Here is a 26,251-nt window from a genome sequence, read left to right on the forward strand (position 1 = left end):
AGGTCGTTCGTCACACATCGACGTTGGACGCCCTCGTCTCATGTCCGCAGGCGATCCCTTGGACTCATTCATCTAGGCGGTCAGTGCGGGGACTGGAGGTCCTCTACGCGGTCCAGGAGGCGGGTGAGCATGTCGCCCAGCACGCCTCGCTCCGCCGTGGAGAGGTCCTGGAGGAGGTCCTCCTCGAAGACCGTCGCCGCGCGCATCGCGTCCAGCCACTTGCTGCGGCCTTCCGCGGTGAGCTCCACGATCACGCGCACGCGGTTGTTCTCGTCCCGCTCGCGCGTGACCAGTCCTTCCGCCGTCATGCGGTCGATCCGGTGGGTCATCGCCGCCGGCGTGAGGCCCAGCTGCTTCGCGAGCTCGCTCGGGCCCATCCGGTACGGGGCTCCGGACAGGACGAGGGCCTTGAGGACCTCCCACTCCGCGTTGCTGATGCCCAGAGCCGCCGTCTGACGGCCGTACGCGACGTTCATGCGGCGGTTCAGGCGGCTGAGGGCCGATACGACCTTCTCGACCTGGGGGTCGAGGTCCTGGAACTCGCGCTGATAGACGGCGATCTGTTCGTCGAGGCTCGGCTCGTGGACGGGCGCAGTGCCGTCGGGGGTGTCACCCATGAGTCGAAGTATGGCACGGGGTCGTTGGCGTCTAACTCCTTCGGTGTGTAGTGTTAAGGATCGAACTTTAGGTATGAAGTCTTCAAGCTTCAGCAATCAAGGTGGTGAGAAGTGACCAAGGTGATGGGCGCTGCGATGCGGAGGATCCAGGCCGGGAACGCGTTGACCGCGTTCGGTATCGGCTTCACGGTTCCGTTCCTCTACGTCTACGCGGCGAAGGTGCGAGAACTGGACCCCATGTGGGCGACGGGTACGTTCATGGCGTTCGCCCTCGGCGCGCTTCTCGCGCTGCCCTTCACCGGGCGGGTGATCGACCGGCGCGGACCGGTCCCCGTCGTCATCGGTGCGGCCGTCGTCGCCTCGTTCGGCGCACTGTCGCTCGGGCTCTCCACGGGCGTGGTCGCGATCCTGCTCTCCGCGCTCGCGCTGGGTGCCGGCCAGGCCGTCATGCAGCCCGCGCTGGCCACGATGATCGTGCGGTGCTCCACCCCGTCCACCCGGACCCGTGCCTTCGCCCTCCAGTTCTTCATGCAGAACCTGGGTCTGGGCATCGGCGGGCTGATCGGCGGGCTCATCGTCGACGAGAGCCGTCCCGGCAGCTTCACCCTGCTCTTCAGCATCGAGGCCGTGATGTTCCTGGTGCTGGCCGGGGTCATCGCCACCGTGCGGATGCCTCAGGTGCCCGCCATCAGCAGCGCGCTGGCCAAGGACGCCGCCCAGGCGGGCGGCGGCTGGAAGCGGCTGATGGAACACAAGGCGATGGTGCAGTTCTGCATTCTCGGGTTTGTTCTGTTCTTCGCCTGTTACGGACAGTTCGAGTCGGGTCTCGCCGCCTTCGGTACCGAGGCCGCCGGGATCTCCCCGTCCACGCTCGGTTTCGCGCTCGCCGCCAACACCGGTGCGATCGTGCTCGCCCAGTTCGTCGTGCTGCGGCTGGTGGAGAACCACCGCCGGTCCCGCGTGATCGCGCTCGTCGGTCTGCTCTGGACCGTGGCGTGGATCATCGCCGCGTTCTCCGGGCTGGGGCACGGCAGCACGGTCATGGCCGCCGCCGCGTTCGTGACCACGTACGCCCTCTTCGGCATCGGCGAGGCCATGCTGTCGCCGACGCTGGCGCCGCTGGTGGCCGACCTGGCGCCGGAGGGGTCCGTGGGCCAGTACAACTCGGCCTTCGCGCTGGTCAAGCAGATGGCTCTGGCGCTCGGGCCGCTCGGTGTGCCGCTGGCCGCTGGCGTGCCGATGCTCTACATCGGGATCTTCGTCCTGGTCTCGCTCGGCATCGCCGGGCTGGCGCTGCGGCTCGGCAAGCAGCTGACGCCCGTGCAGGACAACCCGTCGCTGGCCGGCAGCACCGTCGTGGTGAAGCGGGTGAAGGACGCCGAGCCCGTGCACGCGTAGGGAAGCAAGAGAGAAGGCCCCGGTCCTGTGGACCGGGGCCGTCTTCGTGTGTGGCTACGGGGCCTTGTCGGGGAGGGCGAACTCGCACCAGACGGCCTTGCCGCCGCCCGGGGTGCGGCGGGAGCCCCAGGCCGAGGCGATGGTGGCGACGATGGAGATGCCGCGGCCGGTCTCGTCGGCCGGTTCGGCGCGGCGGCGGCGCGGGAGGTGGTCGTCCCCGTCGGTGACTTCGATGATCAGCCGGCGGTCGGTGCGGCGCAGCCGCAGGCGCATGGGCGGGGTGCCGTGCTGGAGGGAGTTCGCGACCAGCTCGCTCGCGGCCAGGACTCCGAGGTCGCACAGCTCCACCGGGAAGCGCCAGGAGGCGAGAACGCCCTGGGCGAAGGCGCGGGCGCGCGGGGCGGCCTCGATGCCGCCGAGGAGTTCCAGGGCGGCGTTGTGGAAGAGCTCGGCGTCGGCGCCGGTGCGGGCGGGCTGCTGGAGGACCATCACGGCGACGTCGTCGTCGTGGTCGGCGTCGACCCCGAGGGCGCGCATCAGGCGGTCGCAGATGACGGCGGGGGTGCCCTGGGCGCCGGAGAGGGCACGCTCCAGGGCGGCGACGCCCTCGTCGATGTCCTCGCCGCGGCGCTCGACCAGGCCGTCCGTATAGAGGACGGCGGTGGAGCCGGGGCCCAGCGCGATGGTGCCCGAGGTGTGCAGCCAGCCGCCGGTGCCGAGCGGCGGGCCGGTGGGGTCGGCGGCGCGGCGGACGGTGCCGTCCTCGTCGCGGACGAGGATCGGGAGGTGGCCGGCGGAGGCGTACGCGAGGAGGCCCTCGTTGGGGTCGTGGACGGCGTAGACGCAGGTGGCGATCTGGCTGGCGTCGATCTCGGCCGCGAGGCCGTCGAGGAGCTGGAGGACCTCGTGCGGGGGCAGGTCGAGGCGGGCGTACGCGCGGACCGCGGTGCGGAGCTGGCCCATGACGGCGGCGGCGCGGACGCCGCGGCCCATGACGTCGCCGATGACGAGCGCCGTGCGGCCGGCGCCGAGGGTGATGACGTCGTACCAGTCGCCGCCGACGGCGGCTTCGGTGCCGCCGGGCTGGTAGGTGGCGGCGACGCGCAGGTCGTCGGGCTGTTCGAGCTCCTGGGGGAGGAGGGAGCGCTGGAGGGTGACGGCGGCCTCGCGCTGGCGGCGCTCGCTGGCGCGCAGCCGCTCGACGGCCTCGGCGTGGTCGGTGACGTCGGCGAGGTGGATCAGGACGCCGCTGCCGGTGTGGGCTTCGGCTTCGCTGTCGGATGCTGCGGTGCCGGTGTTGGTGTTGGCGTGGGAGTGGGCGGTGGCCCCGTCGGCGTCGGCCTTGGTCTTGGGGAACTCGATCGGGGTGCAGGTGACCGTGTACGAGTTGGTGCCGCCGGGTGCGGTGCGGTTCTTGGCCGTACGGGGCTTGCCGCTGCGCTGGACCTGGTCAAGGAGCGGGAGCAGGCCGAGCTCGCCGAGCTCGGGGAGGGCCAGGTGCGCGGGGGCGCCGGGGGCGCGGGCACCGAAGCCGGCGGTGTAGGCGTCGTTGACGTAGGCGACGCGGTGCTCGGGGCCGTGCACGAGGGCGACGAGGGCCGGGAGGCGGTCGAGGACGTCGCGTACGGAGAGCTCGTCGAGGGAGGGTGCGGGGGTCCCCGTACCGTCGGTGGCGGCCGGGGCGCAGGCGGCGCCGGGGCCGGAACCGGTGCCCCGGACCGTGGGGTCGGCGGGGCAGCCGTCGGGGCTGGTCGCGGAATGGCCGGCGGCGCCGCGGGCGGCCGGGACCGAGCCCTCGCCCCGTTTGGCCTGGGCGGCGGCGTGTTCGGACCGGGCGGCGGCGCGACGCTGCGTTCCGGGGAACCGGGCGCTCCAGCGCGTGAAGTTCACTGCGTTCAAGCCTCGTGGTGTCGCTCGTGGTCGCTGTGTCACTCGGTGGCGATCGGGTGGCACTCGGATGTCACGCTGATGTCACTCTGTGCAGGTGTGAGCCCACCTATGGTCACACGTCCAGTGTGGCCGACGGGACTGACAGCATCAGCCTTCGCTCTTCTTCGGAGGGTCCTTGGGGCCTCCGCCCGCCGCGAGTTCGAATTCTGCTCTGGGGTGTTCGAGGGATCCCAGCGAGACGATCTCACGCTTGAAGAGGCCGGAGAGCGTCCATTCGGCGAGCACGCGCGTCTTGCGGTTCAGCGTCGGGACGCGGCTGAGGTGGTAGGCGCGGTGCATGAGCCAGGCCGGGTAGCCCTTGAGTTTGCGGCCGTAGATGTGGGCGACGCCCTTGTGGAGTCCGAGGGAGGCCACGGATCCCGCGTACTTGTGGGCGTACTCGGTGAGGAGTCCGCCGCGCAGGGACGAGACGAGGTTGTCGGCGAGGACCTTGGCCTGGCGGACGGCGTGCTGGGCGTTGGGGGCGCAGGGGACGCCCTTCTCCGCGGCCGTGATGTCGGGGACGGAGGCGGCGTCACCGGCGGCCCACGCGTGCTCGACTCCTTCGACGGTGAGGAAGGAGGTGCAGGCGAGGCGGCCGCGCTCGGTCTTGGGCAGGTCGCTGGCGGCGAGGATCGGGTGCGGTTTGACGCCGGCGGTCCACACGACGGTGCGGGTGGGGAAGCGGGCGCCGTCGCTGAGGACGGCGATCCGGTTCTCGCAGGATTCGAGCCGGGTCTCCAGGCGCAGGTCGATGCCGCGGCGGCGCAGTTCGCGGATCGTGTACGTGCCCATCTCGGGGCCGACCTCGGGGAGGATCCGGTCGCTGGCCTCGACCAGCACCCACTTCATGTCCTCGGGCTTGACGTTGTGGTAGTAGCGGGCGGCGTAGCGGGCCATGTCCTCCAGCTCGCCGAGTGCCTCGACGCCGGCGTAGCCGCCGCCGACGAACACGAAGGTGAGGGCGGCGTCGCGCAGGGCGGGATCGCGGGTGGAGGAGGCGATGTCCATCTGTTCGATGACGTGGTTGCGCAGGCCGATGGCCTCTTCCACCGTCTTGAATCCGATGGCGTATTCGGCGAGTCCCGGAATGGGGAGCGTGCGGGAGACGGAGCCGGGGGCGAGGACCAGTTCGTCGTACTCGATCTCCACGGGGCCTGCGCCCTCCTCGTCGGTGGCGAGGGTGGTGACGGTCGCGGTCCGGGCGGCGTGGTCGATGCGGCGGGCCTCGCCGATGACGATGCGGCACTTCGGCAGGACGCGGCGCAGCGGGACCACGACGTGGCGCGGGGAAATGGAGCCGGCGGCCGCCTCCGGGAGGAAGGGCTGGTACGTCATGTACGGCTCGGGAGTGACCACCGTGACCTCGGCCTCGTCGGCTCTCAGCTTTCGCTGGAGCCTGAGCGCCGTGTACATGCCTACGTAGCCGCCGCCGACGATGAGGATCCGCGTGCGGGGCGGGGTACCGGGGGCCGTGCCCCGGGAGTTAGCAGCCTTCACCGTCCCATGACGCAACGTGGCCGGGAGTTTGTCCACAGGCCTGACAAATTGTGTGACCGGAGTGGACGGCGGGGCGAGGTTGTCGGGGGGGTGGATGAAGGGGAAAGTGCGCAGGTCAGACGGTGCGGAATGAGCGATTCTGGGGGCTTCGAACGGAAAATTGAGGGTGAATGCTCCGATCGGGCGGTGGTCCGTCCGGGGCTGCCTCTTCTGAATTGACTCTGGCTCAACTATGTTCGTAACTCGTCGAGGAGTAGGACCAGGGCCCTCATGACCGTGGCCCCCCTCGACTTGAAGGCGGGGAGTGTCTCCGGGGGGAGACAAATGATTACCGGGGGATACATATGCACATTTCCGATTTCCATGGTTCTGCCACCGCTCTGTCGTCGGCCGCTTCCGCGACCGACAACCATGGGCGGCTGATGGCCGGCGGCGCCACGACGCACGGCGTGGGCCGCTCCACGCCGCTGCGCGTCGACGCACAGCGCAACCTCGAACACGTACTTCGCGCCGCCCGCGAGGTCTTCGGCGAGCTCGGCTACGGCGCTCCGATGGAGGACGTCGCACGACGCGCGCGGGTGGGCGTCGGCACCGTGTACCGACGGTTCCCGAGCAAGGACGTCCTGGTCCGGCGGATAGCCGAAGAGGAGACCTCGCGACTGACCGAGCAGGCCCGCACCGCACTCGGCCAGGAGGAGGAGCCGTGGCAGGCGCTGTCGCGCTTCCTGCGCACCTCCGTCGCCTCGGGCGCCGGGCGGCTGCTGCCTCCGCAGGTGCTGCGGGTCGGCGGGCCCGGTGAGGACGGCGCCGACGGGACGGACGGCGAGGCCGCGCGGGTTCCGCACCAGCGTCAGGTCCTCGCGGCCGGCGGTGCGCCCGACCTGCGGGTCGTCGGCGCCGCTCGGACCGGCCTGGACGACGAGCCCTCGGAGGACGCGGGCGCGGGCGAGCTGCTGGAGGTCGTCGGCCGCCTCGTCGACCGGGCCCGGGAGGCCGGTGCGCTGCGCACCGATGTCACGGTGGCCGATGTGCTGCTGGTGATAGCGACGGCCGCGCCCGCGCTGCCGGACGCGGCGCAGCAGGCGGCGGCTTCCGCGCGGCTGCTCGACATCCTGCTCGAAGGGCTGCGGTCCCGGACGGCGTAGGCGCCGGCGGCGTCTCGGGTCTCAGGTCGGCTCGGGTCTCAGGTCGGCTCGGGTCTCAGGCGGCGCAGGTCGGAAGGCTCTTTGGGGCGGCGGGCGTCAACCGGCTCCTTCCTGGGGGCTCTCCCTCGAACGGGTGAGGCTCCGTACGGCGATTCGTCGGGCTTGCCCGGATGAGTGGAAGGTGTGGAGACCGGTTCGGCGCGTGCCCGCCGTGTGACACGCTGGATCGGTGTACCGGTTGAGTGTGTCCTGCGAGGGCTTCCGCGATGAGCGTTGACGGGCGGGAAGAGCCACACGGTGGCGCCGGCGGCGAGGTCGAGGCGGGCAGCCTGCCCGCGCGGCAGGTCCCGGCGCAGCGCGAACCGGGCGGCCGGCACGCCGCCGGAGCGACCGGGGAACTCCCGCCTTCCGACGGGGACTTGATCGCCCGGATGCGCGGGGGTGACGACGGGGCCTACGAGGAACTGTTCCGCCGCCACTCCGATGCCGTGCGGCGCTATGCCCGTACCTGCTGCCGCGACGGGCACACCGCCGACGATCTGACGGCCGAGGTGTTCGCACGGACGCTCCAGGCCGTACGGGGCGGGGCGGGTCCGGACCAGTCGGTGCGCGCCTATCTGCTGACCACCGTGCGCCGGGTCGCCGCGGCCTGGGCGAAAACGGCCAAGCGGGAGCATCTGGTCGAGGACTTCGCGCTGTTCGCGGAGCAGGCCTCGGGGTCCGGCGACGGCACGGTCGGGCTGCCCGTTCGAGCAGGGGACGACACCCTCGAACTCGGCGCCGATGTGCGCGCCATGCACGAGGCCGAGCAGACCCTCGCGATGCAGGCCTTCCGAAGCCTGCCCGAGCGGTGGCAGGCCGTGCTCTGGCACACCACCGTCGAGGAGGCCTCGCCGAGCGCGATCGCCCCGCTCTTCGGGCTCAGCGCGAACGCCACCGCGGTCCTGGCCAGCCGGGCCCGCGAGGGACTCAAGCAGGCGTACCTCCAGGCCCATGTGAGCACCGCGCTGAGTTCCGGCGGGGACTGCGCCCGGTACGCCGACCGGCTGGGGGCCTATGCCCGCGGGGGCTTGCGGATGCGGGCCGAGCGGGGGCTGCGCAAGCACCTCGAGGAGTGCGCCCGGTGCCGGCTCGCCGCCGGGGAGCTCAAGGACGTCAACGCGGGCATTCCCGCGCTGCTGCCGGTCGCCGTCATCGGGTGGTTCGCCGCCGGGTACGCGGCCAAGGCGGCCGGAGTGGTGGCCGGCGGAGCCGTCGCCGCGGGTGGCGCCGGGGCTGCTGCCGCAGCCGCGGGCGGGTCCACGGCTGGTGCCGGGGCCGCCGGGGCCGGGGCTGCTGGTGGTGCCGCCGGTGGCGCCGCTGGTGGAGGCGGGGCCGGTGGGGTCGGCGGAGCCGTGGCTTCCGAGGGGCTGGGGCTGCCCGCCAAGGCGGCCATCGCCGCCGGGGTCGTGGTGGCCGCGGCCGCCGGGGTGGTGTTCGCGCTGGCCGGTGACGACGCCGCTCCGACCGTCCGCGCGAAGCCGGCTCCGGGCGTGGCCGTGCCGGTGCCGCGGAGTCCGGCCCCCGCCGCGCCGGAGCCCGGCCCGTCGCAGGCGCAGCCGTCGGCGGCACGGGCATCCGTACCGCCCCCGAAGAAGCGGACGCCGCCGCCGCCGGTCGTCGCGCCGGCCGTGCCGGAGCCCTCGCGGAGCCCGGAGCGGTCCTCGCCCGCTCCGAGTCCCAGCCGGACCCCGGGTCCGAAGCCGAGCCCCACGCCGAGCCCCACGCCGAGTCCTACGCCGAGTCCGGTACCGCCGCCCAAGCCGACGCCTCCCAAGCCTTCGCCGCAGGCACCGCAGGGTTTCCGGCTCTCCTCACTGGGCCAGTCCGCCTACGGGAACCACGAAGGCCCCGAGATCGAGACCTGGCGGAGCAGCTGGGTGTGGCAGCGCTGGGGGCCGGTGATCGGCGGACAGCGCTTCGCGCACGGGATCACCGTCGGCTCCCGTTCCTCCGTGGAGATCACCCTCAACCGCACGTGCGTCAGCTTCTCCGCGCGAGCCGGTGTGGACGGCATGTCGCTGCTCACGAACGGCACGGTCCGCTTCTCCGTGTACGCGGACGGGCAGCGGCTGTGGCAGTCCCGGGCGCTGGGCTACGAGGACCCGGCGGCGAAGGTGTCCGTCTCGCTCTCCGGGCACAAGACGCTGCGCCTGGTCGTGGAGCGCGCCGGTGGCGGCCGCCTGCCGACGCTGGCGAGCTGGGCCGACTCCGTCATCAGCTGCCGCTGAGGTTCCCCGCGGTCGGAGGCCTCGCCGGGCCTGCGGCCTGCGGCAACGAGCAGTGCGCCGTGGGCATGGTTCGGGCCCGGGGTCGGGGACCGGCGGTCAGGACAGGGCCGGGCGGCGGAGCGGGACTCCGGTGGGGACGGCTCTGCGGCGGGGGGTGGAGGTGCCGGTCCAGCAGGTGCCCCGGCGGGCCAGGAGGCGGCCCAGCCACAGTTCCATCGAGACGAGTTCGGCGAGGCCGTCGAGCGGGACCGGGCGTCCGTCCGCCGCGTCGAGCAGGGCCTGGCGGACGACCCGGGCTTCGATCAGGCCCGCGTCCGCCAGGAGCGGGGACGTGAAGAGGGTCAGGAGTCGCGGGAGGGCCGCGCGCAGTCCCAGACGGGTCGCCGATTCGTTCGGGGCGTGGGCCGTCGCGCCCCACCCCGGGGGGAGGTCCCGGACCCCGGCCGAGGACAGGACCCCGCGCAGGACCGCCGCCCGGGCGCCGGGTTGCACGCGGAGGGATTCGGGCAGGGCCCGGGCGGCCCGTACGACCTGGTTGTCCAGGAACGGGGCGTGCAGCCGCTGGCTGCGGACCTCCACTGCCTGCTCGAAGACCCGGTGGTCGGCGGCGTGCCGGGCCAGGACGGCGCGGGCCCGGGCCTCCCCCGGGCGCAGCGAGAGCGGAGGGCGGCCCGCGGCGGCGGTGAGGCGGATCGATACCTCGGCCAGGGCCTCGCCCGTCAGCCAGGCCGCCGCCGGGCCCGGCCGGGACCAGGTCAGGGCCGCGAGCGAGGCGTCCACCGCGGAGCCCGGGCCCGCGGCCGGGACTCCGTCGCGCAGGCGGGACGCCGCGGCCTCCATGCCGGCGCGGTAGGGCGTACGGGCCAGGCGGCGGGCCGCCGCGTACACGGTGAGGGGGACGAGGAAGGAGTCGCCGGTCGACGGGGACGACCGGGCGAGGGCCAGGGTGGGGCGGAACAGGTCGCGTCGGCGGCGGTCGAGCAGGAGGTCGGCCAGCCGGGCGGGGTGGGCGTCGAGGACCTGGCGGGCTCCGTGGCCGGTGAAGTGGTCCGCCGAGCCCGCCGCGAGGCGGCGCCGCTCGCGGGCGGCGGAGACGAGGGAGGGGCCCGGTTCGTCGGTCAGCGGGCCGTCGAGGTCCGCGTAGGGCAGGGCTTCCTCGGCGGCGGCCACGACCACGTGGTGCAGACGGGGGTCGGCCGCGATGGCGTGGGCGCGTTCCAGTTCGGGTTCGCGGCCCTGAGGGGTGGCCAGGTCGTTGAAGGTGACGGCGAGGAGGCGTTCCCCGGTGCGGCCCAGGAGGGCGCCGGGTGCGCCCGGGAGGCCGGCCGCGAGCAGGGCGAGGGTCGCGGAGGCGCTGCCTCCGGAGAGGTCCGCGCCGACTCCGGGGACGGGCGCGGGGGCGCCGCGTGCGGCCCGCCGGTCGGCCGGGCCCATTCCGGGGACGGGCCCGGGGTCGTGGGGCAGCGTCTCGGGAGCATGCCTCGGAGCCGTGAGCCGGGCGCGCACCGCGTCGACCAAAGCTTCCCGTACGCCCTCCACCGCGAGCTCGGGGTCGGCGGTGGGAGCGGCCACCGCGAGGGAGGCCACCGGTTCGTACCCGGTGATCTCCCGCGAGCCCTCGCGCAGGATCAGCGCGTGGCCGGGCGGGATGCGGCGTACGCCGACGTACGGTGTGCCGTCGCCCAGCGCCTCCGGGCTGTCGGGGCAGGCCAGCAGGGCGGCGAGATGGCCGATGTCGAGCTGCGCCTCGATCAGGTCGGCGAGCGGGAGGGCGGCGGTGGCGTACGCGGTCCCGCTCGCCCAGGGCGTGTAGAAGACGGGGCGGGCGCCGGCCAGGTCGCCGACGACGGTGATGCGGCGGCCGGCCTGGACGACGGCGGTGTAGCTGCCGGGCCATTGGGTGAGGTGGCGCAGCGCGCCGCCGCGGGCGGCGTAGAGCGCGCGGCGCAGTTCCTCGTCGGTGGCGCCGCAGCAGCCGAGGACGGCGAGGCGGGTGAAGGGGTCCGCGGGGTCGGCGGTGAGGGTGCGGATCTCGTCCGGGCGCCAGTCGCCGACGGCCCACAGGGGGTCGGGGTCGCCCCAGAGGAGCTGGGCGCCGACGGGGACCACGGTGCGGTCGGCGTGGGCGGCGCCCGGTTCGTCGGGGTGGCCGGCGTCGGCGAGGCCGCCGTGGACCGGGCCGTCGCCCCATCCGTCGGTGCCGTAGCCGTGCCCGGAGCCGTGGCCCGCGGCCGATCCGTAGCCCGCGCCGGAGCCGGACCCGTAGCCGGACCCGTGGCCCGAGCCGTGGCCCGAGCCGTATCCGCCCTGGTCGGAGGCGTGCGCAGCACCGTGCCCCGCGACCCGTCCGGCCGTGCCGAAGCTCGCGGCGATACTGCTCCAACCCACCAACCAGCGCACCGCCGCCTCCCCAGCCCGTGGGCACCTGACCGGGGTGCGAACCGCGCGGCCGGCGCTCTGCGCGCGGCCGGAGGGACCCCGGGTGGCTCGGGGTCCATGCTGCCACGAGACAGGCGTGCGGGAGTGGGTAAGGGGGGCGCACGTATAAACGAACACGCCCCGGCCATGCGGTATTTGACGTTCCGTTCCGACCGCCCCATAGGTCGGTTTCGGCCATTCTTCGGCCGTACTGAGAGCCCTGCGCAGCGCCTGCGGGCAGCCCCGCGGGTCCGCCTCCCGGGTCCGCCCCGCGGAGCGCGGCCCGGGAGGCGGGATCCACCCCCCGGACCGTTCCGCCACCCGCGGGGATTGAGGCAGCGGCATCCCCCGGCCCGCCCGGTCCACGCGGCGGGCCGACCCACGCACCGCACATCGAATCGCCGGGCCCCCGCAGCGGCCAGAGCGCACGGGCGGGCGCACGGCCACACGGGTGGAGCACGCGCTGACACGTGCGCCCCGGCCCCGGGCCCCCGCCCGACTGTGCATACGGACAACAATCCCGCCATACGGAACAGGGGGCCTTAACGCTTGGGAGGCGGGGAACTACGCTGGGTTTACGAAATGCCGGGCGCCTATGCCCCGGCGGCGTCTGCGTTCCGCGTGTGACGAGGGGTGGCGCATGTCCAGGGAGCTCCGCGAGCCCAATGAGAAGCTCGGCGCCGTCCTCGCCCTCGCGGGCATCAGCAACGCCGGGCTGGCCCGGCGGGTCAACGACCTCGGCGCTCAGCGCGGTCTGACCCTCCGCTACGACAAGACGTCGGTGGCCCGGTGGGTGTCGAAGGGGATGGTGCCGCAGGGCGCCGCCCCGCACCTGATCGCGGCCGCGATCGGCGCGAAGCTCGGCCGGCCCGTGCCCCTGCACGAGATCGGGCTCGCCGACGCCGACCCGGCGCCCGAGGTGGGGCTGGGCTTCCCGCGCGACGTCGGCGCCGCCGTGCGCTCGGCCACCGACCTCTACCGGCTCGACCTCGCCGGCCGGCGCGGGGGTGGCGGGATCTGGCAATCGCTCGCCGGTTCCTTCTCGGTGTCGGCGTACGCGACGCCGGCCTCGCGCTGGCTGATATCTCCTGCCGACAGCTCGGTGGCACGCGAACCCGTGGCACGCGAACCGGTGGCGCGCGAACCGCTGGCGCGCGACGCGGTGACGCGCGAAGCAGTGCCGGGCGCGGCCCCGCCGGAAGGCCTGCCGGCGCCGCCCGGCGCCCATGTCGGGGGTGTGCCCGCCCAGCCGTCGCGTGAAACGCCACCGCCGCCCGCTCCGGCCGCGCCCGACACCGGGAGCCTGCAGCGCGTGGGCCACAGCGACGTGACCAAGCTGCGCGAAGCCGCCGAGGACGCCCGCCGCTGGGACTCCAAGTACGGGGGCGGCGACTGGCGTTCCTCGATGGTCCCCGAATGCCTGCGGGTGGACGCGGCGCCGCTGCTGCTCGGCTCCTACACCGACGAGGTGGGCCGCGCGCTCTTCGGCGCCACCGCCGAACTGACCCGGCTGGCCGGCTGGATGGCCTTCGATACCGGACAGCAGGAAGCCGCCCAGCGCTACTACATCCAGGCGCTGCGCCTGGCCCGCGCCGCAGCGGACGTACCGCTCGGCGGGTACGTGCTGGCGTCGATGTCCCTGCAGGCCACCTACCGGGACTTCCCGGACGAGGGCGTGGACCTCGCGCAGGCCGCCGTCGAGCGCAACCGGGGCCTGGCCACCGCGCGGACGATGAGCTTCTTCCGCCTCGTCGAGGCCCGGGCGCACGCGAAGGCGGGCGATTCGGCGGCCGCAGGGGCCGCGCTGCGCGCCTCCGAGGGCTGGCTGGAACGGGCCCGGGACGGCGACGCCGATCCGACCTGGCTGGGCTTCTACTCGTACGACCGCTTCGCGGCGGACGCGGCCGAGTGCTACCGGGACCTCAAACTCCCGCGCCAGGTAAGGCGTTTCACGGAACAGGCACTGTCCCGGCCGACGGAGGAGTACGTACGATCACACGGGCTGCGGCTCGTCGTGAGCGCCGTGGCCGAGCTGGAGTCAGGGAACCTCGACGCGGCGTGCGCGGCGGGGACCCGGGCGGTGGAGGTCGCGGGACGGATCTCGTCGGCGCGGACGACGGAGTACGTACGGGACCTCCTGCACCGGCTGGAACCGTACGGGGACGAACCGCGCGTCGCCGAACTGCGCGAGCGGGCCAGGCCTCTGCTGGTAACCCCGGCATAGGCCCCGCGTGGCCTCGTTGTCAGTGGCGGGGTGCACTATGCAGGGGTGGGAGGTGTCAGTGTGGGCGGCGGCGTGGGCGGCATGAGCAGACTGGGCAGGCTGGACTGCGACGTGCTGGTGATCGGCGGCGGGATCGTCGGCCTGTCGACGGCGCATGCCCTCGCGGGGCTCGCTCCGGGGACCCGGGTGGTCGTCCTGGAGAAGGAGGACGGCCCCGCCCGGCACCAGACGGGGCGCAACAGCGGTGTGATCCACAGCGGGATCTACTACAAGCCGGGCTCGCTCAAGGCGCGCTTCGCGGTGCGCGGTGCGGCCGAGATGGTCAAGTTCTGCGCGGAGCACGGCATCCCGCACGAGGTGACGGGCAAGCTCATCGTCGCCACCGAGCGGGACGAGCTGCCGCGGCTGCACGCGCTCGTGCAGCGGGGCCGGGAGAACGGCATCCCGGTGCGGGAGCTGGGGCCGACACAGATCGCGGAGTACGAGCCCGAAGTGCGCGGGCTCGCGGCGATCCACGTCGGGACCACGGGGATCGTGGACTACGGGCGGGTCGCCCAGCAGCTCGCGGAGTCCTCGGGGGCGGAGATCGTCTACGGCGGGGCGGTCGATCTGATCTCGCGGCGGGCCTCGGGCGTGGCGGTGCGGACGAGCGGCGGGCTGGTCGTGCGCGCGCGGGTGCTCGTGAACTGCGCGGGGCTGCAGTGCGATCGGATCGCACGGCTGACCGGGGACGACCCGGGGATGCGGATCCTGCCGTTCCGGGGCGAGTACTACGACCTGGCCCGCCCCGAGCTGGTGCGCGGGCTGGTCTATCCGGTGCCGGACCCGGCGTTCCCCTTCCTCGGCGTCCACCTGACCCGGGGCATCGCAGGCGGGGTCCACGTCGGACCGAACGCGGTGCCGGCGCTGGCCCGCGAGGGGTACGGCTGGGGCGTGGTCCGGCCGCGGGACCTCGCGGACGAGCTGGCCTGGCCGGGATCCTGGCGGATGGCCGCGCGGCACTGGCGCTACGGGGCGGGCGAGGTGCGGCGGTCGCTGTCGAAGGCGGCGTTCGTCGAGGCGGTACGCAGACTCCTGCCGGCGGTGCGCGGGGAGGATCTGGTGCCTGCGGCGGCGGGGGTGCGGGCGCAGGCCGTGCTGCGGGACGGGACGCTGGTGGACGACTTCCTGATCCGGGAGGGGGAGCGGGCGGTGCACGTGCTGAATGCGCCTTCGCCTGCGGCTACCGCTTCGCTGCCGATCGGGCGGGAGATCGCGGGCCGGGCCCTCACGTTGCTGCGCAGCGCGTAGCCCTGCCGGGCCTGGCCTTCGCCCGGCGGCCCTGGCCTTCGCCCGGCGGCCCTGGCCTTGGAGGGCCTTGGCCCGGCAGGGCTGGCCCCGGCGGGCCTGGCCCTGGACCACCGCTGCGCGGGCCGTTCCCGTCGGCGGAGCGCGGCTGCTGGTGTGCCGCTGCGCGGGGCTGTCCCCTACCCGCCCTTCCTCCGTTCCCCGGGCTCTGCCCGGAGCCCGGTCCTCAAACGCCGGACGGGCTGGAGGGGTCCCGGGCTGCGCCCGGACCCCCTGGGGCTCCGCCCCAGACCCCGGTCCTCAAACGCCGGACGGCTGAAAGAACAAACCCCGGCCGGACGGCTGAGAAGCGCCCGACCCCGTGCCTCGGACGCTGGACGGCTTGGTGGGCGGCGCAGTGTGGGTGGGGGGTGGGCGCGCGTAGAATCCGGGGATTGTGTCTGAGTCTCTGAGTCCCCAGAATCCCGCCGCCGAGCCCGCGCCGGAGGCGACCTCCAGCTACGTGCCCCCGAAGTGGCGTACCGAGCCGCGGTTTCCCGACGGGCCCGCTCCCGATCCGGCCGGGTCGCATCACGAGCGGCGGATCCGGAGCTTCCAGCCCCGTCGCAGCCGGGTGACCACCGGGCAGGGCGAAGCCCTGAAGCGGCTCTGGGGGACCTGGGGGCTCGACATCGACGGGCACGACGTGATCGATCTGAAGGAGATGTTCGACGGGCTTCCCGTCGTCCTGGAGATCGGCTTCGGCATGGGCGAGGCCACCGCTCAGATGGCCGCCGCCGACCCGGGGACCGGGATCCTCGCCGCCGACGTGCACACCCCCGGGCAGGGCAACCTGCTCGCCCTCGCCGAGCGGGGCGGGATGACCAATGTGCGCGTCGCGAACGGCGACGCCATCATCCTGCTCCGCGAGATGCTGCCCCCGGACTCCCTCGCCGGGCTCCGCGTGTACTTCCCGGACCCCTGGCCCAAGGCCCGCCACCACAAGCGGCGCCTGATCCAGCCCGAGTTCCTCGCGCTCGCCGCCACCCGCATGGCGCCCGGGGCGATCCTGCACTGCGCGACCGACTGGGAGCCGTACGCCGAGCAGATGCTCGAAGTGCTGAGCGCCCAGCCGGAGTTCGAGAACACGCAGGCGGACGGCGGTTACGCGCCCCGCCCCGACTTCCGGCCGCTCACCCGTTTCGAGGGGCAGGGCCTCGACAAGGGGCACGTCGTACACGATCTGCTGTTCCGGCGCACGGGTATCGCCCAGAACTGAGCACATCACTCCGCGTGTCGGGTCCGCTCGGTAGAGTCATCACGTGCTCCGAGCGACCCGGCCGCCCCGGCTGCTGCACCGCGTGCCGCGTACCCCCGGCGCCGCCCGTACCTGCGTGCTCGTCGTGCTGCTCGGCGCCTGCGGCATCGCGATCCTGGAACTCGTACGCGAACAGACCGGTACGCCCGGGTTCTTCGTCGGTCTGGGCCTGGCCCTGCTGCCCGTGGCGCCGCTCGTGGCGGCGTTCCGCTGGGTGGGGCGGGCCGCGCCGCATCCGTGGGCGCAGGTGTCGTTCTGCTTCGGCTGGGGGGCGTGCGCCGCGGCGCTGATCGCCATACTGGCCAACAGTTTCGCGACCCAGTGGATAGCCGCGGCCACCGCCGATCCCTCCAATGCCGACCAGCTCGGCTCGGTGGCGATCGCTCCGGTGGTCGAGGAGAGCGCCAAGGCGGCCGCCCTGCTGCTGGTGTTCCTGTTCAGGAGGCGGCAGTTCACCGGCCCCTCCGACGGTTTCGTGATGGCCGGTTTCACCGCCACCGGCTTCGCCTTCACCGAGAACATCCTCTATCTCGGCAACGCCTTCGACGAGGACGTCGAGAACGGCACGGGGGTGCTGAACTCCGTGACGGCGGCGACGTTCTTCGTCCGGGGTGTCATGTCCCCGTTCGCGCATCCACTGTTCACCGTGGCCACCGGTCTCGGCTTCGGCGCCGCCGCGCTTACCGTGCGCCGGACGCGCCGGATCGGTCTGCCGCTGCTCGGCCTGGGCTCGGCCATGGGGCTGCACGCCCTGTGGAACAGCTCCTCGGACCTGGGCGAGTCCGGGTTCTACGTGGTCTACGGCTGCGTGATGGTCCCGGTGTTCGGGCTGCTGGCCTGGCTGGCCGTGTGGATACGGCGCCGCCGACTGCGGGCCGTCGCCGGGGAGCTCGCCCTGTACGCGGCCGCCGGCTGGCTGAGCCCGGCCGAGGTGCCCGCGCTGGTGTCGATGCCCGCGCGCTCCCTGGCCCGCGCGCTGGCCCGGAGCACCGGGGGCCGGCCGGCGGGACGGGCGGTCGCGCTGTACGAGGCCGATGCCGCGGCCCTGGCCCTGCTACGTCACCGGGCGCGCAGCGGCGGCCCGGCCCGGGAGCCCGACTTCGCCGGGCGGGAACGGGAGTTGCTGCGCCGGCTCTGGCTGCGCCGAGCGACGGCCGGCCCGGCGCTGTCCCGGGCCGCGGTGCTGGAGGACTTGCTCCCGCCCTGGTTCGACCCCCTGGGCCCGCCGGGCGGGCCGGCGCTGGAACACGTACCGGGTTCTGGACGCGTACCGGGTTCCGGACGCGTACCCGGTTCCGGACGCGTACCCGGTTCTAGACGTTCAGGCCCCGTGCCTTCAGCCATGACAGCGGGTCCACCGTGACGCCGCCCTGGCGCACTTCGAGGTGGAGGTGGGGGCCGGTGACGTTGCCGGTCGCGCCGACCCGGCCGATGGTGTCGCCCCCGGCGACGGAGCCGCCGGTCACCGACATCGAGGACAGGTGGCAGTACCAGATCTCGGTGCCGTCGGGGAGCTCGAGCACGATGCGGTAGCCGTACGCCCCGGACCAGCCGGCCGAGGTGATCTTGCCGGAGCCGACCGCCTTGACGGGGGTGCCGGTCGGGGCGGCGAAGTCGAGGCCGGTGTGGTGGCCGGAGGACCACATCGAGCCGGAGTCGCCGTAGTGCGAGGTGAGGGTGTAGGCCGAGGTGGGCAGGAAGAAGGATCCGGCCGCCCGGGCCGCGGCCTCCGCCTTGGCCTTGGCCTCGGCGGCTTCCTTGGCCGCCTGCGCCTGGCGCGCCTTCTCGGCCGCGGCCTTCTCGGCCGCCTCCGCCGCCGCCTTCTCGGCCGCCTCCTTGGCCGCCCGGGCGTCGCGCGCCTGCTGGGCCGCGGCTTCCTGTGCCACCCGCTCGGCTTCGGCCCGCTCCTGGGCCGCGGCGGCCTCCTGCTGGGACTCGGCCTGCTGGAGGATGCGGCTGCGCAGCAGCTCGCCCGCGTCGGAACGGCGGTCGGCCTGCTGCGGGATGATCCCCGACCGCGCCGGCTCCGCGGACCGCGCGGCGCCGGTGCCCGCGTCGGCGCCGCCCTGGTCCGCGCCGTCCTGGTCCGCGCCGCCCAGCGCCTCCGGGAGGGAGGCCAGGGGCGGCAGCGAGGGCAGGGATATGGCGACCTGGGGCCGGTCCTGCGCGGTGGCGATGCCGCCCGCGCCGACCGCGGCGATCACGCCGACGCCGAGGACCGTGGAGGAACGGGCCAGTCCCCCGCGCTGCTTGAGCACGCGGTGCTTGCCGCGTGGCGGCCGGGCCGAGTCCTCGGTGGGGTTCCACTCGCCCCAGGCTCCGGCGGTGGGCTGCTCCTGGACGTCGATGCCTTCAGGGGCAGGCGAGTTGGAGGCCACCGGGGCACACTCCTCATGGGCGAGCACGCGTACGGTGCCGTCTCTTGCGACGGCTGGGACGACCGCTCTGCGTTATCGAAAGGTAATAGAGAAGGGGGAGTGATTCCAAGCAGTTGCGATTGATCGTTAATGACATTCAGCCACCGACTGCACAGCTCTGGCCTGGACTTCTCACCGCACTCAGGGATCAACCCGGTCAAAAAACGACTACCCCTCCCACCCCTCTCGCCACATCTTCACATTGACGGTCTGTCAGATTGCTCGCCGAGAGCGCCGCTTCGGCTACGTTCGGTCACGCTCCACCCTCCTTCCGGACAACCCGCACCGTCCGGCGCCGGTTCGGCTGCCGCTCCCCCGGCCTGGCGACCGCCAGCAGGGCCATGTCGTCCGTCGCCGCGCCGCCCGTGTGACGGCGGACATCGGTGGCGAGCGCGCTCAGCAGCTCGTCGGGTCCGGGGAAGACCCGCCCGCGCAGCCGGGCCGCCGGATCGTAGAAGGCGCCCGTCCCGTCCCGGGCCTCGGTCAGCCCGTCCGTGTACAGGAGCAGCGTCGCCCCCTCCGGGAAGGGCCACTCCTGCACCCGGTCCGGCCAGCCGCCCAACTCCCCCATGCCCAGCGGCAGCGCCGGCTCGGCGGGGACCAGCTCCGCGAGACCGCCGTTCGCGTACAGCAGCAGCGGCTCCGGGTGGCCGCGGTTGACGAGCCGCAGCAGGCCCGCGCCCGGCGGGATCTCGCCGAGCACGCACGTGGTGAACCCCTCCACCGCATCCAGGCTGTCGCGCCGGTTCCCCTCCCGGGCGAGCGCCCGCTCCAGCCGCCTGGCCACCCCCTCCAGGGTGGGCTCGTCCTCGGCCGCCTCCCGGAACGCCCCGAGCACCACGGCCACCGCCTCGACCGCACCGAGCCCCTTCCCCCGTACGTCGCCCACCGCGAGGCGCACCCCGTACGGGGTGTCCTGCACGGCGTAGAGGTCGCCGCCGATGAAGGCGTCCGCCTGCGCAGCCTCGTACGAGGCTGCGACCCGGAGGCCCGCGATCCGCTCGGCGGGCGTCGGCAGTACGGCGCGCTGGGCGGCCTCGGCGATCCCGCGCGCGGAGGCGAGCTGCTCCGTACCGCGCCGCACGACGATGTTGATCAGCGTGGCCAGTCCGGAGACGGTCAGGACGGTGGCCAGCTCGGTCATGGCCTCCACCTTGAAGGTGGTGCCGTTGTAGAGGTGCAGCACGACCACGGCGAGGGTGGCGAGGATCCCGGTGAGGACGGTGGCCCGGAGCGAGAACAGCGGGGCCGCGATGAGCGGGGCGGCGGAGAAGAAGGGGGACCCGGTGAAGCTCGGCGGGGTCAGCACGTCGAAGAGGAAGCCGAGGACGATCAGGGTGCCGGGGAGCGTCTTGACGATCCGGCGGACCACGGCGCTGCCGGCGACCGCGCCGAAGACGCGCTCGCCCCTGCCCTGCCGGCCCAGCCCCGCCACGCTGCTCTCCTGCCGCCCGGTCCGCCTCGCCCCCCAAGGCTGGGGGCAGCAGGGCCCGTACGGCGACCCGGGCGGGACCGTTCGAGTGACGGCGCGCGCACCGCGGACACGGACACGCACCGCGGACACGACGAAGGCCCGGCCCCCCAAAGGGGACCGGGCCTTCGTACTGAGTAGCGGGGGCAGGATTTGAACCTACGACCTCTGGGTTATGAGCCCAGCGAGCTACCGAGCTGCTCCACCCCGCGTCGGTAAACCCAACTCTACGCCATCCGGGGGGAGGCCTACGCCAATTAACGTCCGAGCCACCCCCGGATCGGACATAACCGCTGGTCAGAGCCCTGAAAGCGGCGGCCACCGGGGCTCTCCGGTCAAGACCTCTCCGATCAGGACCTCACCGGTCCGGTCGGACTGCCCGGCGGACGGCCCGGTCGGCGAGCATCGCCACGGCCGGGTAGACGAAGGCCAGGACGGCGATCTTTGCCTACTCGCCAATCCGGCCGGGCGGGCGCATCGAGGCGACGGCCCGGCCTGCGGCGGCTTGCAGGGCGGCGCGCAGCTCGGTGTCCCTGGTGCGGTCGGTGCGCACCTCGATCAGGCGGAGGCCTTTGCCGCTCAGCACGTCGGTGAGCTGTTGCGAACGGGTGAGGAGGGTGTAGGGGGTTCCGGTTGCCTCGGCCAGGAGGGACAGGTCCGTGCTGTGGGGGGTACCGAAGATTCGCTCGAAGGGCCCCGTGTGCTCGGCTTGTTCGAGCAGCGAGAAGATGCCGCCCCCGTCGTTGTTGATCACGAGGATGGCGAGGTCGGGTACGGGTTCGTCGGGTCCGAGCAGCAGTCCGTTGTGGTCGTGGAGCAGCGTCAGATCGCCCATCAGCGCCCAGGCGGGTCCGCCGTGAGCCAGGGCCGCGCCGATCGCGCTGGAGACCACTCCGTCGATACCACTCGCTCCGCGGTTGGCGAGGACTCTCGGCCCTGGGGTGCCGGTGGGTGCGTGGAGGTGCTGGTCGAGATCGCGGATGCAGAGGCTGGGGCCGGTGAAGAGAAGCCCCCCAGGGGGCAGCCTCCGCGCCAGAGCGCGGACGATGCCGGGTGCGGTGGGGGCCGGACCGTCGTCAAGGAGGGCGTCCAGTGCCTCGCGGACGGCCCGGTCGGCCCGGAGCCATGAGGCCATCCAGCGGGAGGGGGGAGGCGCGGCGTTGTCGGAGTCGGCCTGGTCGGCGTCGGCCTGTGGGGACGCACACGGGTGTACGTGAGCTCGAGCCGTCCTGGCGGGGTCCGCGGGGTAGGTGCCGGGCACCACCACGTGGGCCCTGGCCGCGTGGAGCAGGGCGGTCTGCTGCCGGGTCAGGCCGGGCCGGCCGGCGCTCACGACCAGGTCGGGGCGGTGCGCGTCGAGGAATCCGGGGACGCGGAGCAGGTACGGATAGGCGGTGAGCGCGTTCGGCCCGTAGCGGCCGCCGGAGGTGGGCTCGGCCAGTACGGGCCACCCCGCGCGCTGCGCGTGGGCCACCAGTGGTGTGGGGTCCGAGCAGCCGTCGCCGAGCAGCAGAACGCCGCGCTCGGTGGCGGGCAGCGGCTCGCCCTCTGCCGTCCGGTGGGGTGTGGTGCGGCACCAGGGCTCGCCCTCGGGCCGTCCCGCGAGGGGTTCCGGCCAGGGATGGAGGCTGCCGCTCCGGGTGGGTACCAGGGGGTCGCGGAAGGCGATGTTGAGGTGGACGGGGCCGGGAGGGCTACGGTGCGAGCCGGTGGCGTGGCCGTACGCACGGGCGGCCAGTGAACGCCAGTACGCCACCGCGCCCGCGCGCCGCTCGGGGACGCCCGTCTCGCAGAACCATCGCACCGCTCCGCCGTACAGCCGGATCTGGTCGATCGTCTGGGGCGCGCCTGTGTCGCGCAGTTCTGGAGGCCGGTCGGCGGTCAGTACGAGCAGGGGGACGCACGAGAGGTCCGCCTCGACCACGGCCGGGTGGAAGTTCGCGGCGGCCGTACCCGAGGTGCACAGCACCGGGACCGGACGTCCGGAGGCCTTGGCGAGGCCGAGGGCCAGGAACGCGGCCGAGCGTTCGTCGATCCGCACGTGCAGCCGGAGCCGGCCGGTGCGGTCGGCCTCGTGGAGGGCGAGGGCGAGGGGCGCCGAGCGCGAGCCCGGGGACAGGACCGCTTCGCAGGCGCCGTTCCTGATCAGCTCGTCGATGAGCACCTCGGCCATCGCCTCGGCGGGGTGGACGGCGGGGCCGGTCATGCGTACTCCAGTCGCGCGTGTGCCAGCGCTGCGCGTTCCACCCAGGGGGCGAGCGGAGCGGCGTGGGCTGCCAGTTCGGCTGGGGAGACGGACGGGGTGCGTACCTCGATCCAGCCGTCGCGGGGAGCCAGCGGGGCCTCGGTCAGGTCCCCGGCCAGCAGACCGATGGTGCCCAGGCCGCAGGCGTACGGAAGTTCCGGCAGCGCCGCGGCCAGGGCGATTCCGGCGGCCAGACCTACCGAGGTCTCGACCGCGCTGGAGACCACGACGGGCAGGGCGCAGGCCTCGGCCACGGCCAGCGCCGCCCGTACCCCGCCGAGGGGTTGCACTTTGAGGACCACCAGGTCGGCCGCCCCGGCGGCGCGTACCCGTACGGGGTCCTCGGCGCGCCGGATCGATTCGTCGGCGGCCAGCGGCACGTTCACCCTGCGCCGGAGGCGGGCCATCTCGTCCAGCGTGGCGCACGGCTGCTCCGCGTACTCCAGGTCGTAGCGGTCCAGGGCGCGCAGCATGCGCAGCGCGTGGTCGAGGTCCCAGGCGCCGTTGGCGTCGATGCGGACGCGTCCCGCGGGGCCGAGCGCGTCGCGTACGGCCTCCACCCTGGCGATGTCGTGGGCGTCGCTCTGGCCCGGCTCTGCGACCTTCACCTTGGCCGTGGTGCAGCCCGAGGCCGACACCAGCGCGTGCGCGGCCCCGGCGCTGACGGCCGGCACCGTCGCGTTGACCGGGATCCTGGTCCGCAGGGGGGCCGGCCAGCCGGTGTACGCGGCTTCCCGGGCGCAGGCCAGCCAGCGGGCGCACTCGCGCGGCCCGTATTCGGCGAACGGGGAGAACTCGCCCCACCCGGCGGGGCCGCGCAGCAGGCAGCCCTCGCGCCGGGTCAGGCCGCGGAAGCGGACCCGCATGGGGATGGAGAACGCGTGCAGGGGGCCGGAGCCCCCCGGCGGGGTCAGTACTGCCACGCGAAGTCCGTCCAGTCGGCGGGGCGCTTCTCCAGGAAGGAGTCGCGGCCCTCCTCGGCCTCCCGCGTGCCGTAGGCCAGCCGGGTCGCCTCGCCCGCGAACACCTGCTGGCCGACGAGCCCGTCGTCGATCAGGTTGAAGGCGAACTTGAGCATGCGCTGCGCGGTGGGGCTCTTGCCGTTGATCTTCCGGCCCCATTCGAGGGCGGCGTTCTCCAGGTCCTCGTGTGCGACCACGGCGTTGACCATGCCCATCCGGTGAGCGGCCTCCGCGTCGTACGTGTCGCCGAGCAGGAAGATCTCCCGGGCGAACTTCTGGCCCACCTGGCGGGCCAGGTAGGCGGACCCGAAACCGCCGTCGAAGCTGGCGACATCGGCGTCGGTCTGCTTGAAGCGCGCGTGCTCGCGGCTGGCGAGGGTCAGGTCGGACACCACGTGCAGGCTGTGCCCGCCGCCGGCGGCCCAGCCCGGCACCACGCAGACCACGATCTTCGGCATGAAGCGGATCAGCCGCTGCACCTCCAGGATGTGCAGCCGGCCGGCTCGCGCCGGGTCCCAGCTCTCCGAGGTCTCCCCGGCCGCGTAGCGGTAGCCGTCGCGCCCCCGGATCCGCTGGTCGCCGCCGGAGCAGAAGGCCCAGCCGCCGTCCCGGGGGGAGGGGCCGTTGCCGGTGAGCAGGACGCAGCCGACGTCGCCGCTGCACCGCGCGTGGTCGAGGGCCTGGTACAGCTCGTCCACGGTGTGCGGGCGGAACGCGTTGCGCACCTCGGGCCGGTCGAAGGCGATGCGCACCGTGCCCTGGTCCACCGCGCGGTGGTAGGTGATGTCGGTGAAGTCGAATCCGTCGACGGTCTTCCAGCGGGAAGCGTCGAACAGGGCTGAGACCACGGGTCTGCCTCTTCCTCTCTTCGAAACGGCTGCGTGTGACGGCCACGCGTGACGGGTGTTGCGTACGAGGTCAGTTGTGCCGGGTGATGCGTTGGGAGGCACCCGTCTACGACGAGTAGGGTCCCCCGCATGGAAGATCGCAGCGTAGCCGTTCAGTCACTGTGCGCAGTCGTCGGTCTCACGGGGGAAACGTTCCTGGCCGCGCTCCGCGCGGCCCTCCGGGGCAGCGGGCCCGCACTCCTTCCCGTCAGCGGCCAACTGGCCGCCCCCGCGCGCGCATCCCTTCTGGCGGCGCTGCGCCCCACCAGCGTCCGGACCTCCGACGGTGAACGTCCCTACCCGGGGGGTCTCCCGGTGAACGCCGCGACCGCCCTGGTCATCGCGACGTCCGGGTCGACCGGATCACCCAAAGGGGTGGAGCTCACGGCGGCGAGCCTGACCGCTTCCGCCCGTCTGTCCCTGGCCCGCATCGACTCCGGCGACGAAGACGAAGGGGCGCGCCAGGCCCCCTGGTTGTGCGCACTCCCCGTCGACCACGTCTCCGGGATCCAGGTCCTGGTCCGCGGCCTGGTCGGCGGCACCCGGCCCGTCTTCCTCGACCGGTTCTCGCCCGAAGCCGCCCTGGCCGCGGCTGAGGCCGGATGCGCCCGGACTTCCCTGGTGCCCACGCAGCTGCGCTGCCTGACCGCTCTGGGCCGGGACCTCTCGGCGTTCCGGACGATCCTGCTCGGCGGGTCAAGGGCACCGGCCGGGCTGGCCGAGGAGGCGCGACGCCTCGGGGCCCGCGTCATCTGCACCTACGGCATGACCGAGACCGCCGGCGGCTGCGTCTACGACGGGATCCCCCTCGACGGCGTGCGGGTGGCGACCGAGGCGGAGTCCGGACGGATCGTCCTGGCCGGGCCGACCCTGTTCTCCGGCTACCGCCTCGACCCCGGCCGGACCCGCGAGGCACTCGTCCCGGACGGCTACCGCACGGGCGACACCGGGGTGCTGGACCCGGACGGCAGCCTGACCGTCCACGGACGACTGGACGACATCGTCATCAGCGGCGGGAAGAACATCGCCCCGGGGCCCGTCGCCACGCTCCTGGAGTCCCACCCCGCCGTACGCGAGGCGGCGGTCACCGGGCGGCCCGACCCGCACTGGGGACAGTGCCTGGTCGCCGCCGTCGTCCCCGCCGACCCCGCCGCGCCGCCGTCCGAGGACGAGCTGAGGGCCTGGGTCCGCGAGCGGCTCGCGCCCTGGGCGGCCCCGCGCCGCATCACGCTCCTGCCCGGACTTCCCCGCCTGCACGGCGGGAAGACCGACATGCCCGCACTCACCGCGCTGCTCGACCGCGAACACGCCCTCCTCGGAAGGACACCATGACCACCAAGACCGGCAAGACCCACGTCCCCGGCCCCGCCGTCTCGGGCCCCGCCTACGCCTTCGACAACACCAACGAACACGCCGCGGGCCAGCACGACAGCCTGGCCCGGCTCCTGGACCCCCTGACGTGCCGGCGCCTGACCGCCACCGGCATCCGGGCCGGATGGCACTGCCTGGAAGTCGGCGCGGGCGGCGGAAGCGTCGCCCTGTGGCTCGCCGCCCAGGTCGCGCCCGGCGGAAGCGTCCTGGCCACGGACATCGCACCGCACCGCATCCCCGAAGCGCCCGGACTGACCATCCGCGCCCACGACGTCACCGTGGACCCGCTGCCCGAGAGCGCCCACGACCTCGTCCACGCCCGCTTCGTCCTGAGCCACCTGCCCGACCGCCGGGCCGTCCTCGGCAGGCTCCTGCGCACCCTCAAGCCGGGCGGGGTCCTGCAGATCGACGAGCTCGACACCACGCACTGGCCGCTCCTCACCGCGCACGACGAGGACCACGCCCGGGCCTACGCCACGTACCGGGACACCCTCGTGGCCGTGCTGCGGGGGGCCGGAGCGGACCCCACCTGGGGTCCCGGCGTGGCTCCCGCCCTGGTCGAGGCCGGCTTCACCGGGATCGACGCGCACTGCCACACCGAGGTCTGGGACCGCACCTCGCCGGGCGCCGCCCTGATGCTCAGCAACAGCCACCACCTCGAACCAGCGCTACTGAGCGCCGGCCTGGACCGGGACACCGTGCACGCTGCTCGCGCCGCCATGCAGCACGACACCTTCCGCGCGGTGTCCTTCACCGTGCACACCGTGCAGGCCCGCCGCCCTTGAGCACTCAGCCCCTCCCCCGAAAGCGAGC

The 26,251-nt window shown here is 73.7% G+C and carries 18 protein-coding genes and 1 tRNA gene; 9 read left to right on the forward strand and 10 right to left on the reverse strand.

All coding sequences use genetic code 11. The features are described from left to right. Window positions 1-80: 80 nt before the first annotated feature. The gene (locus tag MTF69_RS37805; protein ID WP_243341117.1) at window positions 81-617 is read right to left on the reverse strand and encodes a MarR family winged helix-turn-helix transcriptional regulator; all 537 of its coding nucleotides are present in this window, start codon (window positions 615-617) and stop codon (window positions 81-83) included. A gap of 111 nt (window positions 618-728) precedes the next feature. On the opposite strand from MTF69_RS37805, the gene MTF69_RS37810 reads away from it, so the two are divergent. After that, the gene (locus tag MTF69_RS37810) at window positions 729-2,015 is read left to right on the forward strand and encodes an MFS transporter (protein ID WP_243341118.1); all 1,287 of its coding nucleotides are present in this window, start codon (window positions 729-731) and stop codon (window positions 2,013-2,015) included. A gap of 54 nt (window positions 2,016-2,069) precedes the next feature. Here MTF69_RS37810 and MTF69_RS37815 read toward each other — a convergent pair whose 3' ends face one another. Both MTF69_RS37815 and MTF69_RS37820 read right to left on the reverse strand, forming a co-directional pair. Next, on the reverse strand, window positions 2,070-3,905 hold the full coding sequence (locus tag MTF69_RS37815; RefSeq protein WP_243341192.1) for an ATP-binding SpoIIE family protein phosphatase: 1,836 nt from the start codon (window positions 3,903-3,905) through the stop codon (window positions 2,070-2,072). Window positions 3,906-4,052: 147 nt separating this feature from the next. Continuing rightward, complete coding sequence (locus tag MTF69_RS37820; RefSeq protein ID WP_308401507.1) at window positions 4,053-5,444, reverse strand: NAD(P)/FAD-dependent oxidoreductase; 1,392 nt, start codon at window positions 5,442-5,444, stop codon at window positions 4,053-4,055. 344 nt (window positions 5,445-5,788) lie between these two features. On the opposite strand from MTF69_RS37820, the gene MTF69_RS37825 reads away from it, so the two are divergent. Next, window positions 5,789-6,589 (forward strand): TetR/AcrR family transcriptional regulator, encoded by an 801-nt coding sequence (locus MTF69_RS37825; protein WP_243341119.1) that lies wholly within the window; start codon window positions 5,789-5,791, stop codon window positions 6,587-6,589. Window positions 6,590-6,855: 266 nt separating this feature from the next. Beyond that, window positions 6,856-8,859, forward strand: a complete 2,004-nt coding sequence (locus tag MTF69_RS37830; RefSeq protein ID WP_243341120.1) for a sigma-70 family RNA polymerase sigma factor — start codon at window positions 6,856-6,858, stop codon at window positions 8,857-8,859. 96 nt (window positions 8,860-8,955) lie between these two features. On the opposite strand, the gene MTF69_RS37835 is transcribed toward MTF69_RS37830, so the two are convergent. Beyond that, a complete protein-coding gene (locus MTF69_RS37835; protein WP_243341121.1) occupies window positions 8,956-11,259 on the reverse strand; it encodes an asparagine synthase-related protein in 2,304 nt (767 codons plus the stop codon). A 658-nt stretch (window positions 11,260-11,917) separates the two neighbouring features. Here MTF69_RS37835 and MTF69_RS37840 point away from each other — a divergent pair. From MTF69_RS37840 to MTF69_RS37855, 4 genes are all read left to right on the forward strand, one after another. Next, window positions 11,918-13,501: a sporulation protein gene (locus tag MTF69_RS37840; protein WP_243341122.1), complete on the forward strand. Its 1,584-nt coding sequence runs from the start codon at window positions 11,918-11,920 to the stop codon at window positions 13,499-13,501. 81 nt (window positions 13,502-13,582) lie between these two features. Further along, a complete protein-coding gene (gene lhgO / locus MTF69_RS37845; protein WP_243341196.1) occupies window positions 13,583-14,791 on the forward strand; it encodes an L-2-hydroxyglutarate oxidase in 1,209 nt (402 codons plus the stop codon). Window positions 14,792-15,224: 433 nt separating this feature from the next. Continuing rightward, on the forward strand, window positions 15,225-16,046 hold the full coding sequence (gene trmB, locus MTF69_RS37850; protein ID WP_243341124.1) for a tRNA (guanosine(46)-N7)-methyltransferase TrmB: 822 nt from the start codon (window positions 15,225-15,227) through the stop codon (window positions 16,044-16,046). 43 nt (window positions 16,047-16,089) lie between these two features. Then, window positions 16,090-17,448 (forward strand): PrsW family intramembrane metalloprotease, encoded by a 1,359-nt coding sequence (locus tag MTF69_RS37855; protein WP_374325245.1) that lies wholly within the window; start codon window positions 16,090-16,092, stop codon window positions 17,446-17,448. Here MTF69_RS37855 and MTF69_RS37860 read toward each other — a convergent pair. From MTF69_RS37860 to MTF69_RS37885, 6 genes are all read right to left on the reverse strand, one after another. Further along, a complete protein-coding gene (locus MTF69_RS37860) occupies window positions 17,399-18,463 on the reverse strand; it encodes a M23 family metallopeptidase (protein WP_374325248.1) in 1,065 nt (354 codons plus the stop codon). The genes MTF69_RS37855 and MTF69_RS37860 overlap by 50 nt on opposite strands. A 292-nt stretch (window positions 18,464-18,755) precedes the next feature. Next, window positions 18,756-19,928 (reverse strand): PP2C family protein-serine/threonine phosphatase, encoded by a 1,173-nt coding sequence (locus MTF69_RS37865; RefSeq protein ID WP_279346769.1) that lies wholly within the window; start codon window positions 19,926-19,928, stop codon window positions 18,756-18,758. Window positions 19,929-20,111: 183 nt separating this feature from the next. Beyond that, window positions 20,112-20,185 (reverse strand) — tRNA-Met (locus MTF69_RS37870). A gap of 236 nt (window positions 20,186-20,421) precedes the next feature. Further along, a complete protein-coding gene (menD, locus tag MTF69_RS37875) occupies window positions 20,422-22,179 on the reverse strand; it encodes a 2-succinyl-5-enolpyruvyl-6-hydroxy-3-cyclohexene-1-carboxylic-acid synthase (RefSeq protein WP_243341126.1) in 1,758 nt (585 codons plus the stop codon). Continuing rightward, entirely contained in the window at window positions 22,176-23,141 is a 966-nt protein-coding gene (locus MTF69_RS37880; RefSeq protein ID WP_243341129.1) for an o-succinylbenzoate synthase, read from the reverse strand. The genes menD and MTF69_RS37880 overlap by 4 nt, the downstream gene beginning before the upstream one ends. Next, window positions 23,129-24,028, reverse strand: a complete 900-nt coding sequence (locus MTF69_RS37885) for a 1,4-dihydroxy-2-naphthoyl-CoA synthase (protein WP_243341131.1) — start codon at window positions 24,026-24,028, stop codon at window positions 23,129-23,131. Before MTF69_RS37885 ends, MTF69_RS37880 begins: the two co-directional genes overlap by 13 nt. A 129-nt stretch (window positions 24,029-24,157) precedes the next feature. On the opposite strand from MTF69_RS37885, the gene MTF69_RS37890 reads away from it, so the two are divergent. Together MTF69_RS37890 and MTF69_RS37895 are read left to right on the forward strand one after the other, a co-directional pair. Beyond that, entirely contained in the window at window positions 24,158-25,399 is a 1,242-nt protein-coding gene (locus MTF69_RS37890) for an AMP-binding protein (protein WP_243341133.1), read from the forward strand. Then, window positions 25,396-26,223, forward strand: coding sequence for a class I SAM-dependent methyltransferase (locus tag MTF69_RS37895; RefSeq protein WP_243341135.1), 828 nt, complete (start codon window positions 25,396-25,398; stop codon window positions 26,221-26,223). Before MTF69_RS37890 ends, MTF69_RS37895 begins: the two co-directional genes overlap by 4 nt. Window positions 26,224-26,251 lie beyond the last annotated feature (28 nt).

Origin of the sequence: Streptomyces sp. AP-93 (assembly GCF_022808175.1) — a bacterium.
In the GTDB taxonomy this organism is placed as follows: domain Bacteria; phylum Actinomycetota; class Actinomycetes; order Streptomycetales; family Streptomycetaceae; genus Streptomyces.

Coding starts and splice junctions, on each gene's coding strand:
- MTF69_RS37895 (WP_243341135.1), top strand. CDS start 25,396: ATGACCACCAAGACCGGCAAGACCCACGTCCCCGGCCCCGCCGTCTCG.
- MTF69_RS37840 (WP_243341122.1), top strand. CDS start 11,918: ATGTCCAGGGAGCTCCGCGAGCCCAATGAGAAGCTCGGCGCCGTCCTC.
- MTF69_RS37805 (WP_243341117.1), bottom strand. CDS start 617: ATGGGTGACACCCCCGACGGCACTGCGCCCGTCCACGAGCCGAGCCTC.
- MTF69_RS37825 (WP_243341119.1), top strand. CDS start 5,789: ATGCACATTTCCGATTTCCATGGTTCTGCCACCGCTCTGTCGTCGGCC.
- menD (WP_243341126.1), bottom strand. CDS start 22,179: ATGACCGGCCCCGCCGTCCACCCCGCCGAGGCGATGGCCGAGGTGCTC.
- MTF69_RS37890 (WP_243341133.1), top strand. CDS start 24,158: ATGGAAGATCGCAGCGTAGCCGTTCAGTCACTGTGCGCAGTCGTCGGT.
- MTF69_RS37830 (WP_243341120.1), top strand. CDS start 6,856: ATGAGCGTTGACGGGCGGGAAGAGCCACACGGTGGCGCCGGCGGCGAG.
- lhgO (WP_243341196.1), top strand. CDS start 13,583: ATGAGCAGACTGGGCAGGCTGGACTGCGACGTGCTGGTGATCGGCGGC.